Below are 14,694 nucleotides of genomic sequence, written 5' to 3'. Positions count from 1 at the left end.
CTGACTACCGGCTGCCAAACGGCAAGATTTTAATTTTGCGAAAAACTATTGACACAATCAGGAGACACCATGTCTATTTACCTGCGTACTGAAGCAGAGATACGGAGCTGTCGGGCTCCGCATCCCTTATCGGTTTTATCCAGTCCACAGCTGCTTCGAGGAACTTCCGCCTGCGCGGAGTGGAAAGCCGCCAAAGGGTTCCAAAAAGCAAACGCAGGATGACGGGATACTGGAAGTTTAAGTACCGTATCTTGGGATATCGCCATGCTGTAGGAGATTTAATAAAATGTAAGGCATAAGTAATACACGGAGCGTCGGAATATGATATAGTTTTATTAAAGAAACCAAATGTTGAAGATTGCATTACCGGGGGTGAGCATTATGGGCCATGGATTAAAAAAGGGATTCATCGGAATGATATGGATGGTTTACGCGGCAGTAATGTCAGCCTGCAGTCCATCTCCCGCATCGGAGCCTGCCGTGCTGCCGCCAGAGGAAAGTGTGCAGACCGTTTCCATTGAACGGGACGGGAAGACGACAGACTGTGGAAATAAAGAACAAATCGGTGAACTGCTTTTCATTCTGGCGGATATGGAACCCACGGGTCAGCAGTCCGTGCAGGATGTCCCACAGGAGGATGAATATACCTCCATTCATTTCAAAGATACAGAAGACCATGTTTACACGCTTTTTTATTACGAGAAGGACAGTATGGATTATGTGGAACAGCCTTATCAGGGAATCTATGAGCCTGCCCCTGCCCTTGGCGTGCTGCTGGATAAACTTCTGGAATCCGGGGAACCAGTGTTGAATGACCGGATCCCCATGGTTATGGCAGACGGGGCAATGTATTATGATACCGGAAGAGAAAGCACGGTTACAGGCCGCTGCGGTGTCATGGACGGCGAGATCACGGCCGCGGTGGAGCGGACGGAAGTACCGTCTGAAAACAACCAGTCCAATTTCGGCGCAGGGTATGGATATCAGTGGGGGACGGAGGAAGGAACCTTGGAAGTATGCATTGACGGAAAATGGATGGTATTTAAGCGGCGATACGTGGATGAAAGCCAGGTTTATTTTGCAGGAAGATGGTGGGATAAAAGCGGACTGTCGGAGGATACCCTTCGGTGGCTTGCGTGGTACAACGGATTAACTGGGGAAGAGCAGGCAAGTATCAGTTCTGTCCCGGCGGATTTACTGGATGAAAGTGGGATTTCCAGGACAGAGGAAACGGACGCGCAGGCGAATTGATTGTTTTTATCTGCACAAATACCATGATGGGGAAAGTAAAAACGGGGCGTACATGATGAATGGAAAAATAGCGGTGCGACATGCCGCGGCAGCCAGTTATGAGACAGAGACGTTCTATGCGGCTATTACTGACATTTCTGACAGTTCCATAACGGTTCAGGGCATGGAGATCAATGATATTAATTTCAGGGGCAGATTTACATTTCCCGTAATGGAAGAGACCTCTTATCTGTGGCGAGAGACGAGGATCAGCCCCAAAGACCTGGAGAAGGGGATAATATTTCGATTACCTTTACGGGACTGGTACGGGAATCATCTCCCGCCGGGATCCAGGAAGTCTTGAAGGTGCAGCTGCTGGATGATGACTTTGAGGGCTGATGTTTGTTTAAGGGAGCGGGACTTTATGTGGAATAAACTCAATACATTTTTAAACTGTCTGATCGGGGCTTTTATCGGAGTGTTTTTAGCAAGAAGCGTTTATACATACTGGGACTATAAGATTCATCCAGAGATTTATGAGGTGTCATCAGCGCCATGGTACACGGTTATCCTGCTGTTTGGCATCGTATCAGGCGCGATTATTTTAGCGGCGCTTATTGTGAAAGCAATAATCAGGAAAAAAGTGAAAAAGGACGAATTAGAAGACGATAAATCGGAAGTTGGATAAAGAGAAGGGATTTGTGTGTTAAATAAGAAAAATGTTATGATTCATTTACTGTCTTTGGGTGTGCTTTGTATTGGTTTTGTTTTGTGCAGATATGTATTTTTTGATATTCATGGAATGAAGCAATGGCCTGTTATATTGTTTGCTATCGGGATAATTGCTGTGACAATATCGTTTATCCTTGAAGGAAAAACAATGCCTATATGTACTGCCTTTTCATACATTGCCGGATTTGTTGTCGGAGTTATTTTTCAAACCGATGGTACGGATGCGGGAGGCGCAACAACAAATAATCTTTGGATCATTTGGACCGTGGTGTTTATTTGCCTTACATTATCCGGTATTATTTACGATAAGTTTCTTAGTCCCTCTAAAAAGACAATCCGTTAATCGGATTCCAATCTGATCAGCTAAAAAGGATTATAAATATTTATGAAAAAACGGAGGGAAGCAGGGCTGAAAAGAATTGTGGCAATGATGGCAGGTCTTGCCGGAGCGGTGCTTTTGGCTGCGGGGATTATGATGAAAGTTAAGAGCCAGAGGGAGCTTTCTGTAGTCGGCGAGACTATGGTGATCGGAGGGGCGGACGGGCCCACGTCAATCTTTATTGCTGCCAAGGTAAACCATGACGCTCTTGCTCTGCTGCTGATTGCAGGAGTATTGCTGCTGATTTTGCTTGGCATATGGCTTACAAGATTGCCGTGTAAATTAGAATTGGATTTTTGCCTATAAAAAACAGGAGGTGGATAAGGTGTTTTCAGCAATCTGCATCGCAGTGTTTGTGCTTTTAATGGCGATTGTTTATTTGGGGGCTAAAAGTGGGAAATTTCAGTATCTTTTTGAAGTTTCCCCTCTGATCCCCAAAATTCTGGTATGGGGGTATATCATCTTCGCCGGATGCTTTGTGTTTCCGATTCGCAGTGAACCATTTCCACTGGACTTTCAGGGAGTGTATATGCTGGCGGCAAGCTATGGAGTGATTGCCTTAGCTTTTGCCGGGATTTGGGGACCGAACAGGGAACGGATGGTTTACATGGTGACCTTTGTACTTACTTCAATCGGAATGGTCTGCCGGTATTTGCTGGAGCTTGGTGAGGTATCAAATACTTACAATTTTACGCTGTTTAATATTATCAGTTACCTGTTAATTATTCCAATAGGGACAACAATTGCATATCGGCTAATGGCAGGGAAATTAAAGCGGCGATAACCTTCTATCTACTTTTGGGGGAAAGAAGCTGGAAATCAGACTTGAAGGGCGTAGGAGTGTATGAACAGAGAAAAGATTAGAAAACTGAATTTATTCCTATATGGCATTGCAATTCCCATAAGTATTTTTGCGTTATGATGAAAAAGCTACGAAAGAATGGTACGACGCAGCTTCCGAATGGGGCTGCAGTTGCGGATTCTGCCGCAATTTCCTGACACTGGCGCATAAACGGGAACTTCCCGCATCTGTTTTGGCAATCCTGGACAACCTGCATATCCCGCCGGAAAAGGTGACCTATGAGAAATAAGGAGCCGGTAATTTCGGAAAAGAACCACAGAACATATAATGAAGCGTGTGCGGACGGTACCGTATTTCATAAATCCAGAAGCTTTGCTGTCCAGGAATTGATTCGATGTCCCATGCAGTCATATTTTGACAAATAAAATAAAAAAGCCGCCTTATTTTAACAAAACTGAAACAATCCTATGTTATGATTCTTTCGGAAAAGCTGCAGGAGGATGAGATAAATGGGAAACAATCCGCTCAGGACGGGGATTCACAGCCTGAAAGCCGGCAGCAGAAAAATACGGAAGGATTACAATGCCTCTGTAAGCCGTGCACTTCATCTGGCCGGGGTATTCATGCGCTGGCGGATCAGACGTATTGAGGCAGAAAACAACAGGAAAGAGGAGGAAGAAACGAGTGATTCAAATTCTTGTAGTGGATGATGATATAAAATTAACCCAGAGTGTATGTACCTGCTTAAATGACAGCGGATACGAAGCAAAGGGCTGTTTCAGCGCTGAGGCAGCTTATGAGGCAATGTACAGCAAGATGTATAATCTGATTGTTTCTGATATTATGATGCCCGGGACAGATGGATTTGAGTTTGCAGAAACGGTGCGCGGGCTGAATAAGACGATCCCGATCCTGTTTATATCAGCAAGAGATGATTTGCCGTCAAAAAAGAAGGGCTTTGACCTGGGAATTGACGACTATATGGTTAAACCCATTGATTTCAGCGAGCTTCTGATGCGTGTCCGCGCATTGCTCCGCCGTGCCAATATCGAGGAGAGCAGGAAAATTGTGATTGGTGATATAGCTTTAGATGCCGATGCCCGGACTATTATCGTCGGTGGAGATGAGATTCCGGTGACAACACGGGAGTTCAATATTCTCCATAAACTGCTGTCCTATCCGAACCATACGTTTTCCCGTTCTCAGCTTATGGATGAATTCTGGGGAGTGGAGAGCGATACAGGGCTGAGGGCGGTGGATGTCTATATTACGAAACTGCGCGATAAATTCTCAGCCTGCCATGATTTTGAGATCAAGACGGTCAGAGGTCTGGGATACAAGGCGGTGTTAAAATGACAAGACGAGAAAAGAAACGGTTGGAAAATCGGTTTCCGCCGTCACTGTTTGCCGCTTATCTGGGCACCCTGCTGCTGATGTCAGGAATCCATATCGGACTGGTAACTCTGGTCAATGAGCGCCAATGGAATACGCTTATTCAAATCATGATTCCCGTGGTTTACTGGACTTTGGTGGCTGTAGGGCTGACTGTATTTACACGAAATAAAATCATAAAAACGTATGATCAGCCTATGAAGGAGCTGGCGAAGGCTGCTGACAAAGTCGCCCACGGGGACTTTTCTGTCTATATTCCGCCTCTCCATACCACCAACAGGCATGACTATCTGGATCTGATGTTTCTGGATTTTAATAAAATGGTGGCAGAGCTGGGAAGCATTGAAACCATGCGGACTGATTTTATTGCCAATGTGTCCCATGAGATAAAAACACCCATTGCAGCGATTCAGAACTACGCCCAGCTTCTGGGAAAGCCCGATTTGACAAAGGAGGAGCAGGAAAATTATACCGCTGCCATTTTGAGCAGTACCCACCGTCTGTCCGCCCTGATCACCAATATTCTGCGGTTAAATAAATTGGAGAGCCAGCAGATTACGCCGAAGTACGAGGCCTATGATCTGTGCCGCCAGTTATGTGACTGTGCTCTGGGATTCGAGACCATATGGGAAGAAAAAGAAATTGATTTTGAAGCGGACCTGGAGGACAGGGCGGTGATTTATGCGGACGAAAGCCTCATGGAGTTAGTCTGGAACAATCTGCTCTCCAACGCGTTTAAATTTACGGAGCCGGGCGGCAGCGTCCTGCTAAGACAGACATCGGATTCAGACTGTGTTACGGTAGAGGTATCGGACACAGGCTGCGGAATCTCAAAAGAAACGAAAAAGCACATCTTTGAAAAATTTTATCAGGGAGATACCTCCCATGCCACAGAGGGGAATGGCCTTGGCCTTGCCCTGGCGCTGCGTGTCCTTCAAATGATGGGGGCCTCCATTGAGGTTGAGAGTGAAGAAGGGAAAGGAACTTCATTTACTGTACAGATTCCTGTGAAAGAGATTAGGGAGGATAAAGTGCATTCATGACTGGAGAAGCAAAGAAGAATGACTCAGGATATATGGGGTTTGAGTATCGGGAGATCACAGTCTCGAAAAAATATATTTCTTTATATATGGACAGCTATCCGTGTTTCGGGTGGGAGCCGGATCCAAATAGGAGGACAGCGCCAGGGGACAGCCCATCAGCCCCTTTAAAAGGAACCAGGGCAGAAAATGGGGACAGAAAAACCCTGTATTTTCGCCGGAAACGAAGTATTTCTAATAAAGTTGAGCTTACCAGGCTGCAGCGAAATTTTGACAGCTGCATTAAGGAGATCGAAGAATTGAACCGCTCCAAAACAGCGGCGGCGCTTATGATTTCTCTGCTTGTGGGGATAGTGGGAACGGTATTTATGGCAGGCTCTGTATTTGCCGTGACTGCAGAACCGCCTGTCCTCTGGCTGACAATTCTGTTGGCCGTGCCTGGATTTGCCGGCTGGATTCTTCCGTATTTTCTGTACCGCTGGGTGACCAGAAAAAAGGAAGCAGAGATAAATCCGCTGATTGAACAAAAATTTGATGAAATTTACAGGATATGTGAGAAGGGGAGCGGCCTTCTCTACTGAAAAGGCCTGACGGATGCGCCGGATGCAATTTTAGCATCCGGTTTTTAATAATTCTGAAACAAAACTCAAACAGAAAGTAAATAGAAGAGAGGTACATTATATCTGCAGGCGAACAAAAGACTAAGTAAAACAGAAAATCAGGAGGAACGACTAAATGAAAAAGAGCAACTTTATAGCTTTAATCCTTGGAACAATCGGAATTGTTTTCTTTGCACTGGGAATGTGTATGGCTATGCTTCCGGAGTGGGGAATGTTCAATCAGGGAGTGGTCTGCGGGGTGATTGGCCTGGCCGTCTTGCTGCTTACCGTAGTGGTTTGGAGAAAAATGGAGGGCAAGGCGCCCATCAGGCTGAGCGCGAAGACGATAGGGGCTGTGCTGGCAGGCGTAATCGGCGCCCTGCTGTTAGGAGTCGGGATGTGCCTCTCTATGATTTTTGGAAAGATGGTTCTGGGAATTGTGATTGGTCTGGCAGGAATTATAGTATTGCTGATGCTGATTCCTCTTCTCAAGGGAGTAAAATAAAGGGATAAAGGGGTTGAGGCAATAATACAGAGCTTTGTTTGTGAGGATTCATTATTTTTGGTTTAAGAGGAGGTTTTTCACAAAAGTTAAATCCGCTGCAGGGTTCGGCAGGATATTCGCAGATGGCTCCTCTGTTTTTGAAGTTCTCAGTTGTAGTCTGAGGACGGAATGATTATAATAAAAGAAAAAGGAGAAATCAGCTGTCTCAATTATCAGTATATCAGATGGAGGCAGCAAAAACCTGGAAATACAACAGGCGATGAAAAATTTGAGGGATACTGAAAGTCCTGTTTTAAGAATCACAGGTCCCGAACGCCTGCAGAAATCCAGGATGAGCCGTGCACATATTTTAATATGAAGCGAAAATCGTGTTACAGGAGGCGAAGGGATTTTATGAGAAAACATTTCAGCGGCAGAAAGACAGAGAGGGTATTGCTCACAGTGATGTTATTACTTTCAATGACACTCACAGCCTGCGGGACAGGAGATAATAAGGACTCTGCGCAAATACAGACGGCTCAGGCCGGATCGGAGGCAGGGACTTCTGATGGGGCGTCAGAGGGAGAGGCTCAGGCAGTACAGGCTTCGGAGAAAGATGATTATTACGAGGCGATCAACAGAGAACTCATCGACAGCTGGGAGATAGAGCCTGATGAGAGTGCGAAGAACTGGTTTGGCATTCTGCAGGACCGTGTGGATGAGCGCATGACGGAGATTATAAGGAAGACCTCTGAGGAGCCTGCCCTTGAAAAGGGCAGTGATGAGAGCAATATACGCGCCATGTATCTGACAGGAATGGATAAGGATGCACGAAATGAGGGCGGATTTGGAAAAACAGTCTCTGCGTTTTTTGACGAGGTGGATGCCGCAGGCAGCGTTGATGAACTTATGCGTGCGTGCATGCAGTTTAACAGAGACTATGGTTTATACTCAGTTTTCGGGCTCTACGTCGGTACCGATTTTGAGGATTCCTCTGCAAAGATCCTCAGCGTCGATGCGGGAGACTGCGGGCTTAATAAGGAAATCTGGTTTTCCGACGATGAATCCAACCAAAAAATGGCTTCCGCCTTTGAAAAGCTGCTGGAAAAACTCTGTGTGATCGAAGGATATTCCGAGGAGGAGTCAGGAGAGGTCTCAAAAAACACAGCCGAACTTATGAAAACTCTTGCCAAAAAGGCTCTCGCACAGTCAGAGCTCTATGATCCTGAAAAGACTTATAATGTCTGCACGGTGTCGGAGCTTGAGAACCTCTTCTCGGGCAATATTTCCGCGGAAATGATAGAGGAGATATACGGGGTCGAAGGGGACGACAGGGTAATTGTGTCGGAGCTTGAGAAGACGAAGCTGATGGGCTCCCTTCTCACAGAGGATAATCTTCCTCTGCTGAAGGAATACGTCAAACTCTGTGCCCACAAGGATCTCTGCTCTTATATGGATATGGACAGCTGGGATGCTGCTGCAGAGTACAATCTGGCAGCCTCCGGCATGGAGGAGAACCGTCCGTTTGAGGAGATGCTTATCACAGATATTCAGGGACTGCTGGGATTTGAGTGCGGAAGGATATACTGCGAGAGCTACTACTCTGAGGAGACCACAGAGGATGTGGGCAGGATAATCGATCAGGTTATCGGAACCTTTAACAGGCGCATCGACGCACTTGACTGGATGAGTGATGCCACAAAAAAAGAGGCAAAGAACAAGCTTGCACAGCTTGACGTGCGCGTCGGTCATCCTGACAGCTGGCCCCAGGACAGATACGAATTAATCCTGGAAGCTCCTGAGGATGGAGGTCTTTATATAGATAATTATCTGAGGGCTGCAAAGGCTGCATCAGACTACAGCTTTGAAACGAAGGATGAACCTGCGGATCGGTCCTTGTGGCCTGATACTCCCCAGACTGTGAATGCATACTATGACTCGCAGAATAACAGCATAAATATACTCGCTGGCATCCTGCAGGCACCGTTCTATGATCCAGATGCCTCCGCTGAGGAAAATCTGGGAGGAATTGGAACCGTGATCGGTCATGAGATTACTCATGCCTTTGACACAAGCGGAGCGCAATTTGATGAAAACGGAAACCTGCGGGACTGGTGGACAGCTGAGGATAAGGAGAAATTCCAGACATTGGCAGGCGAGGTTATTTCCTACTATGACGGCATGGAGGTGGACGGAAAGAGCGTAAGCGGCGAACAGACAGTGACGGAAAACATAGCTGACCTTGGGGGAGTTTCCTGCATAACGGAGATAGCAGAGTCGGAGGGCTATGATCTGAAAAAGATCTATGAGGCTTATGCAAACATCTGGGCTTCGAAGGAGCGGGAGGAATATTTAGCCATGCTGATGGCAGTGGACGTACATTCTCCTTCAAAGATACGTGTAAATGCGGTGCTCTCAGCGCAGCAGGAGTTCCGGGATCTCTATGATATTGAGGAGGGAGACGGGATGTATCAGGAGAAAATGCCTGAAATATGGTAAATATTTGCCGGAGATAGATAGAGCCAGCTCCTTCATCCAGGAGTAATTGAACAGTCAGTAAGGGGACGGTGACAGTCAGAAATAAGCGCACAGAAGAATGGGAGGTACACATGAAAAAGATAAAAGTAAGACCTGGGAAGGCCCAGTCGGCGGCTGGTTTTTTCGCCGGGCTCGTGTTTTGCCTGATCGGAATTTTTATCGTAATACCGACGGCAGGACTGTTTGGTATATTCTGGACGGCTATGGCAGGTGTCATTACAGTGATGAACGGAATGAATGCATTTACGGATAAGGGAGTTGCATCTCATGAGATTGTGATAGATGATACAGTGCAAAATTCAGAGGGGAGCAGCAGCCAAGCGGAGGACTGCAGCCAGACTGCTGAGTGTAAGACCTCAGTATCAGAGCTGAAAGACAGTATAGAACTGAGACTGAAGGCAGCCAGAGAGCTTTATGAAGCCGGGATGATTACAGAAGAAGAATACGAGGATAAGAGAAGGGAAATACTGCGGGAACTCTGATCCGGGGATAAATAGAAGCGGGAAGCGAATTAGCAATTGCACAGACGGCCCAATTCGGATATAATGTACAGCGGGACAGCGTTTCAGTCCCGAGAAGAGAGACAGCAGAAGCGGTCTGCAGGCCTGATTTAAACAGGCCTGTATTATAAATATCCGGTGGAGGATGGCAGTGCAGGAAAAGTCGGAAACCGGGAATCAGGAGGAATCAAAATGCCGATTAATATAGCGATTGACGGTCCGGCAGGGGCTGGAAAAAGCACAGTGGCGAAGGCGCTTGCAAAGGAAATGGGATATATTTACGTAGATACAGGAGCTATGTACAGAGCCATGGCGCTCTCTGTGCTCCGTGCAGGGATAGACCCTCAGGATGAGGCAGCCGTCACAGAGGCCTGCGGACAGGTTTCTGTTTCACTGGAATACAGGGACGGGGTGCAGCAGATCCTGCTAAACGGAGAAAATGTCACAGGGCTGATCCGCACGGAGGAAGTGGGGAATATGGCCTCTGCCATTTCCGGGTATAAGACTGTGCGGGAAAAGCTGGTGGAGCTTCAGCGGGAGCTGGCGGCCAGAAAGGATGTTGTCATGGACGGGCGTGATATAGGAACCTGTGTGCTGCCCTTCGCGGATCTCAAGGTCTATCTGACAGCTTCCAGCCGCGTGAGAGCAAAGAGACGCTACAGGGAGCTTGTGGAGAAGGGCGAGGAGTGCAGCCTGGATGCCATCGAAAAGGATATTATTGACCGCGACAACAGGGATATGACGAGGGAGGTTTCCCCTCTGAGACAGGCAGAGGATGCGGTGCTTTTAGACTCTTCAAACATGACCCTTAAAGAGGTTCTGGACGAGCTTTTAAGTCTTGCGGAGGATGCGGGCACCAGAGGCTGCTGCGGCTGCTGACAGAGGCAGGCCAAGGAGCCGAAAAAAGAGTGCTCTCTTGCTGCCGCCGGAGTGAAGTGAGAGCTGATGACATCGGAAAAAGCACAGATTGAGACAGCAGACTGTCCTGGGCGGGCCAGCGTTAAAATACAGGCGTTTCGGAATTTCGGAAGGGAAAGCCCTCCGGGGAGGAGGAATGCCGGAAATGCGAGAAGAGAGATGGAACTGAAAGAAGAGATGAAAGACAGCCTGAATGGAGGCGGGGCAGCAGGCGAAAGCCAGACTTCCCCTATAGAGGTTCGGGTGGCGAAAACGGCCGGCTTCTGCTTTGGCGTGAAGCGGGCGGTGGAGCAGGTTTACGAGCAGATAAAAAAAGGGAACGGCCCGATCTACACCTATGGTCCAATTATCCACAACGAGGAGGTTGTGAGGGATCTGGAGGAAAAAGGCGTCCGCGTGATTGACACAAAGGAGGAGCTTTCCGCTCTCAGTAAGGGAGTCGTCATCATCCGTTCCCACGGCGTCGGAAGGGAGATTTATGAGATCCTCGAGCATAACGGAATTACCGTTGTGGATGCAACCTGCCCCTTTGTGAAGAAAATTCACAGGATTGTGAAGGAGCAGGGAGAGGAAGGGCGGCGCGTGATCATCGTAGGCGACGAGTCCCATCCGGAGGTTCAGGGAATAAAAGGCTGGGGAAATGACGATACTCTAGTCATAAAGACAGCCGAGGAGCTGGAGAGACTCCCTCTGAGGGACGGAGAGCGGCTGTGCGTGGTAGCTCAGACGACATTTAATTACAATAAATTTAAAGATATAGTTGAAAAAATTTCTAAAACGCGTTATGATATACTTGTTTTAAATACGATTTGCAATGCAACACAGGAAAGACAGGTGGAAGCAAAACAGATAGCTTCAGAGGTTGACGCCATGATTGTCATTGGCGGAAAGAACAGTTCCAATACCCAGAAGCTGTTTGAGATTTGCCGGCGGGAGTGTAAGAATACTTACTATATCCAGACACTGAGTGATTTAAAACCTGAAAAGGCAGGTTCTGTGCGCAGCGTAGGTATTACAGCAGGGGCCTCAACCCCAAATAATATTATCGAGGAGGTTCATACTAATGTCAGAATTAAGTTTTGAACAGATGTTTGAAGAATCATCAATTAAACGATTACGTGCAGGAGAGACAGTTACCGGTCAGGTTATCAGCGTTAATGATGATGAGATCATTCTCAGCATCGCTGGAAGCAAGTCTGAAGGCATTATCCCGAAGAACGAGTACTCCAATGATCCGTCTGTTGTACTGACACAGAAGGTTCAGGTAGGCGACGAGATGGAAGCGAAGGTTCTCAAAGTAAACGACGGCGAGGGAATGGCTGCATTATCCTACAAGAAGCTGGCCGCTGACAAGGGCGTTAAGCGCTTAAAGGAGGCATTTGAGAACAAGGAAGTATTAAAGGAGAAGGTAACACAGGTCGTTGACAAGGGACTTGTTGTTGAGGTTGAGGGAACCAGAGTGTTCATTCCAGCGAGCATGGTTTCCGACACATACGATAAAGACTTATCCAAGTATGCCGGACAGGAGATTGAGTTCGTTATTACAGAGTTCAATCCGAGCGGCAGAAGAAGCAGAATTATCGGTGACCGCAGACAGCTTCTCATGGAGAAGAAGGCTGCGATGCAGAAAGAGCTCTTCGAGAGAATCGAAGTTGGCCAGACAGTAGAGGGTGTTGTCAAGAACGTGACAGATTTCGGTGCATTCATCGATCTGGGCGGTGCAGACGGACTCCTTCACATTTCCGAGATGTCCTGGGGACGCGTTGAAAACCCGAAGAAGGTATTCAAGGTAGGCGAGACAGTAAAGGCTCTGATCAAGGACATCAACGGTGAGAAGATTGCCCTGAGCCTCAAGTTCCCGGAGACAAATCCATGGGCAAACGCTGCCGAGAAGTATGCAGTTGGAAGCGTAGTAGAGGGAAAAGTTGCCCGTATGACAGATTTCGGCGCATTTGTTGAGCTGGAGCCAGGCGTAGACGCTCTGCTTCATGTTTCACAGATTTCCAGAGAGCATGTTGAGAAACCATCCGACGTATTAAGCGTAGGACAGGAAATCCGTGCCAAGGTTGTTGACTTCAACGAGGAAGACAGAAAGATCAGCTTAAGCATTAAGGCTCTTGAGAATGCAGCTCCGGCAAACGAGGACGTTGCCGATGTTGATATCGAGGCTGTTGCAGCTGAGGAAAACTAATATAGAAGATTAAAAGTGAAAGGCCGTGCAGAAGGAGAGTTCTGCGCGGCCTTTTTTAAAGGGATGATTACATAAAACAGGCAGCGGCCGGATTTTGGGAAACCATATGAAAACAGCGAGGCCGGGTTGGGCCGTTAAAGGTGGATTTTTTTGGCTGATACAGGAAGAAGTTTTTCATTTTCTGCAAAATTCATTGCCTATTTTATTAAACAGATGGGATTTATTGAGATACGGCAAGAAGTTTTATAAATTTGTAAACAAAAAGAGAAGTTGTATTAAGAAAACTGTGGTATGATATAAATAAATTAAAACAGCGGTGAGATGCCGGATAAATGGCTGGCCAATGAAAAATGAAACGAAAGATTAACGGCAAAAATCATTATAAAAAGGAGAGAATAGATTATGAAGAAAAGAATGTTAGCCCTCTTATGTGCGGCGGCTCTGGCAGCGTCCTGGTCGGTGACTGCATTTGCTCAGGAAGATACGGCGGCTGAGGAACAGCAGAAAGTATCAAAGACGAATAAATTTTACGGCACTATTAAAAAAACAGAGGAGGCGGAGGGAAAAAGGTTTCTGTTGAATGCGAATACTCCCGGAACAGGAGAAACCCAGGATATGCTGCTGAATGTTTCTGATGAGACACTGATCCTTGATGCCGTAAGCGGTATGCCGGTCTCCCTGTCTGATATTCAGGACGGCAGTATTGCTTATACTTATGTAAGTCCTATGATGGCTCTCAGCTATCCCCCTCAGGTTTCCGCTTACGTAGTCCTCACTAAAATTCCGGCAGATTACAGGGTTCCGTCACTGGAAGAGGTTAAGAAGCTGACTATGAATGAGGACGGCAGCGCCGTTGTGGAAACCGTTTCCGGCACAACGTATCACGTTCCCGCCGATTGTTCGGTAATTCCGTACCTGACAAGGAATATGGTATATATTGACAGCCTTACAGAGGGAACCAATTTCCTTATATGGTCGGAACTTTCTGCGGACGGGCAGACAGAAAAGGCTTCCAGGATTATGATATTTGCCAGGGGTCAGCTTCCTTTTGACCAGCCGTCCGGTCCTGCTGAGGAGGCAGATTTCAACAATCTGATGGTTCCTATAAATTAAAAAATTATATGGCATGGAAAGAGAGCACATCTTCCATTTGCTAAAAAACAGGATGCTTCAGCCTGCAGAGCTGAGCATCCTGTTTTTATTTTAATGATGAAAACAGTTCTATAAAACAAAACAGTTCCCGGCAGTCTTTCCCCGCCGCCTCCCCCTAAAGGCGCCAGGACGCCTCTTCTTACGTCTCCTGATTTCTTTCCTCAAACCACTGGACAATGCGCTCACCTACAGCCGTATCCTGCTCTGTGGTACCGCCGGAAACGCCTACGGCCCCGATGCAGCAGCCGCAGGACATGAGGGGAAAGCCGCCGCCAAAGAGGCAGAACTGTCCCGGATGAGTGTTCTGCAGCCCATAGAGAGGCTGTCCCGGAAGAATGGTTTTCGCCGCCTCCCCGGTGGGGGCGCGGAGTGCCAGGGCAGTAAAAGCCTTGGACTGGGACACGCAAAGGCTTGCCAGAAGCGAGCTGTCCATGCGGTGAAGGGCAGTCAGGTTCCCGCCCTCGTCCACCACGGAGATCACCATGGGAACGCCTATGGCCTCTGCCTCTTTTTCCCCCTGCTCGATGAGCATTTTCGCCGTACCCAAGGTCATGCGGCACTGAGCGACAGCCCTGGTCACGTTTTTTGCGATGGATTTTGTCAGGAGGCGCAGATCCGCGCCGTTTAAGTCATTGCAGCCGGATAAGCTGCAGCTGTCAAATTTAGATTCGTTTAATTCATACTCTGTCAACAGAAATTTCCTCCTTTATAACATACATACAGACCAGAGGGCCGGC

The 14,694-nt window shown here is 47.4% G+C and carries 18 protein-coding genes; 17 read left to right on the top strand and 1 reads right to left on the bottom strand.

All coding sequences use genetic code 11. The features are described 5' to 3' along the window. Positions 1-381: 381 nt before the first annotated feature. The 17 genes from DW757_RS07145 to DW757_RS07060 all read left to right on the top strand — a co-directional run bounded on the left by DW757_RS07145 (position 382) and on the right by DW757_RS07060 (position 13,918). Positions 382-1,251 carry a DUF5301 domain-containing protein gene (locus tag DW757_RS07145; protein WP_118751359.1) on the top strand — a complete coding sequence of 290 codons (870 nt, stop codon included), beginning with the start codon at positions 382-384 and terminating at the stop codon, positions 1,249-1,251. A gap of 231 nt (positions 1,252-1,482) precedes the next feature. After that, positions 1,483-1,629, top strand: coding sequence for a hypothetical protein (locus DW757_RS17365; protein ID WP_182433267.1), 147 nt, complete (start codon positions 1,483-1,485; stop codon positions 1,627-1,629). 25 nt (positions 1,630-1,654) lie between these two features. After that, complete coding sequence (locus DW757_RS07135; protein WP_015544928.1) at positions 1,655-1,918, top strand: hypothetical protein; 264 nt, start codon at positions 1,655-1,657, stop codon at positions 1,916-1,918. A 15-nt stretch (positions 1,919-1,933) separates the two neighbouring features. Then, positions 1,934-2,305: a hypothetical protein gene (locus tag DW757_RS07130; RefSeq protein ID WP_118751357.1), complete on the top strand. Its 372-nt coding sequence runs from the start codon at positions 1,934-1,936 to the stop codon at positions 2,303-2,305. A gap of 42 nt (positions 2,306-2,347) precedes the next feature. Beyond that, positions 2,348-2,647 (top strand): hypothetical protein, encoded by a 300-nt coding sequence (locus DW757_RS07125; protein ID WP_015574044.1) that lies wholly within the window; start codon positions 2,348-2,350, stop codon positions 2,645-2,647. A 19-nt stretch (positions 2,648-2,666) separates the two neighbouring features. Then, the gene (locus DW757_RS07120; RefSeq protein ID WP_118751356.1) at positions 2,667-3,125 is read left to right on the top strand and encodes a hypothetical protein; all 459 of its coding nucleotides are present in this window, start codon (positions 2,667-2,669) and stop codon (positions 3,123-3,125) included. 527 nt (positions 3,126-3,652) lie between these two features. Beyond that, entirely contained in the window at positions 3,653-3,853 is a 201-nt protein-coding gene (locus DW757_RS07115; protein WP_015574045.1) for a hypothetical protein, read from the top strand. Continuing rightward, on the top strand, positions 3,828-4,499 hold the full coding sequence (locus tag DW757_RS07110; RefSeq protein WP_118751355.1) for a response regulator transcription factor: 672 nt from the start codon (positions 3,828-3,830) through the stop codon (positions 4,497-4,499). The genes DW757_RS07115 and DW757_RS07110 overlap by 26 nt, the downstream gene beginning before the upstream one ends. After that, on the top strand, positions 4,496-5,578 hold the full coding sequence (locus tag DW757_RS07105) for a HAMP domain-containing sensor histidine kinase (protein ID WP_118751354.1): 1,083 nt from the start codon (positions 4,496-4,498) through the stop codon (positions 5,576-5,578). The genes DW757_RS07110 and DW757_RS07105 overlap by 4 nt, the downstream gene beginning before the upstream one ends. Before the next feature lie 296 nt (positions 5,579-5,874). Further along, the gene (locus tag DW757_RS17995; RefSeq protein ID WP_347559969.1) at positions 5,875-6,156 is read left to right on the top strand and encodes a hypothetical protein; all 282 of its coding nucleotides are present in this window, start codon (positions 5,875-5,877) and stop codon (positions 6,154-6,156) included. A 154-nt stretch (positions 6,157-6,310) separates the two neighbouring features. Then, positions 6,311-6,679: a hypothetical protein gene (locus tag DW757_RS07095; protein ID WP_118751352.1), complete on the top strand. Its 369-nt coding sequence runs from the start codon at positions 6,311-6,313 to the stop codon at positions 6,677-6,679. Positions 6,680-7,072: 393 nt separating this feature from the next. Further along, positions 7,073-9,157, top strand: a complete 2,085-nt coding sequence (locus tag DW757_RS07090) for a M13 family metallopeptidase (RefSeq protein ID WP_118751351.1) — start codon at positions 7,073-7,075, stop codon at positions 9,155-9,157. 110 nt (positions 9,158-9,267) lie between these two features. Next, on the top strand, positions 9,268-9,678 hold the full coding sequence (locus tag DW757_RS07085) for an SHOCT domain-containing protein (RefSeq protein ID WP_008398525.1): 411 nt from the start codon (positions 9,268-9,270) through the stop codon (positions 9,676-9,678). A 210-nt stretch (positions 9,679-9,888) separates the two neighbouring features. Continuing rightward, positions 9,889-10,575, top strand: coding sequence for a (d)CMP kinase (cmk, locus tag DW757_RS07080; protein WP_118751350.1), 687 nt, complete (start codon positions 9,889-9,891; stop codon positions 10,573-10,575). A gap of 66 nt (positions 10,576-10,641) precedes the next feature. Further along, positions 10,642-11,697, top strand: a complete 1,056-nt coding sequence (gene ispH / locus DW757_RS07075) for a 4-hydroxy-3-methylbut-2-enyl diphosphate reductase (RefSeq protein WP_015574053.1) — start codon at positions 10,642-10,644, stop codon at positions 11,695-11,697. After that, a complete protein-coding gene (gene rpsA, locus DW757_RS07070; protein WP_118751349.1) occupies positions 11,678-12,805 on the top strand; it encodes a 30S ribosomal protein S1 in 1,128 nt (375 codons plus the stop codon). Before ispH ends, rpsA begins: the two co-directional genes overlap by 20 nt. Positions 12,806-13,207: 402 nt before the next feature. Continuing rightward, positions 13,208-13,918, top strand: a complete 711-nt coding sequence (locus DW757_RS07060; protein WP_015574055.1) for a hypothetical protein — start codon at positions 13,208-13,210, stop codon at positions 13,916-13,918. Between the two features lie 178 nt (positions 13,919-14,096). Here DW757_RS07060 and DW757_RS07055 read toward each other — a convergent pair whose 3' ends face one another. Beyond that, positions 14,097-14,648 (bottom strand): heme-binding protein, encoded by a 552-nt coding sequence (locus DW757_RS07055; RefSeq protein ID WP_243033470.1) that lies wholly within the window; start codon positions 14,646-14,648, stop codon positions 14,097-14,099. Positions 14,649-14,694 lie beyond the last annotated feature (46 nt).

The organism is Clostridium sp. AM29-11AC (genome assembly GCF_003480545.1).
GTDB classification, from domain to species: domain Bacteria; phylum Bacillota; class Clostridia; order Lachnospirales; family Lachnospiraceae; genus Otoolea; species Otoolea saccharolyticum_A.
This window is presented reverse-complemented; position numbering and strand designations above follow the sequence as displayed.

Excerpts from the sequence above, each read along its gene's own strand:
- DW757_RS07145 (WP_118751359.1), top strand. The coding sequence starts at position 382 with ATGGGCCATGGATTAAAAAAGGGATTCATCGGAATGATATGGATGGTT.
- DW757_RS07135 (WP_015544928.1), top strand. The coding sequence starts at position 1,655 with ATGTGGAATAAACTCAATACATTTTTAAACTGTCTGATCGGGGCTTTT.
- DW757_RS07125 (WP_015574044.1), top strand. The coding sequence starts at position 2,348 with ATGAAAAAACGGAGGGAAGCAGGGCTGAAAAGAATTGTGGCAATGATG.
- DW757_RS07115 (WP_015574045.1), top strand. The coding sequence starts at position 3,653 with ATGGGAAACAATCCGCTCAGGACGGGGATTCACAGCCTGAAAGCCGGC.
- DW757_RS07105 (WP_118751354.1), top strand. The coding sequence starts at position 4,496 with ATGACAAGACGAGAAAAGAAACGGTTGGAAAATCGGTTTCCGCCGTCA.
- DW757_RS07095 (WP_118751352.1), top strand. The coding sequence starts at position 6,311 with ATGAAAAAGAGCAACTTTATAGCTTTAATCCTTGGAACAATCGGAATT.
- DW757_RS07090 (WP_118751351.1), top strand. The coding sequence starts at position 7,073 with ATGAGAAAACATTTCAGCGGCAGAAAGACAGAGAGGGTATTGCTCACA.
- DW757_RS07085 (WP_008398525.1), top strand. The coding sequence starts at position 9,268 with ATGAAAAAGATAAAAGTAAGACCTGGGAAGGCCCAGTCGGCGGCTGGT.
- cmk (WP_118751350.1), top strand. The coding sequence starts at position 9,889 with ATGCCGATTAATATAGCGATTGACGGTCCGGCAGGGGCTGGAAAAAGC.
- ispH (WP_015574053.1), top strand. The coding sequence starts at position 10,642 with ATGACATCGGAAAAAGCACAGATTGAGACAGCAGACTGTCCTGGGCGG.
- rpsA (WP_118751349.1), top strand. The coding sequence starts at position 11,678 with ATGTCAGAATTAAGTTTTGAACAGATGTTTGAAGAATCATCAATTAAA.
- DW757_RS07060 (WP_015574055.1), top strand. The coding sequence starts at position 13,208 with ATGAAGAAAAGAATGTTAGCCCTCTTATGTGCGGCGGCTCTGGCAGCG.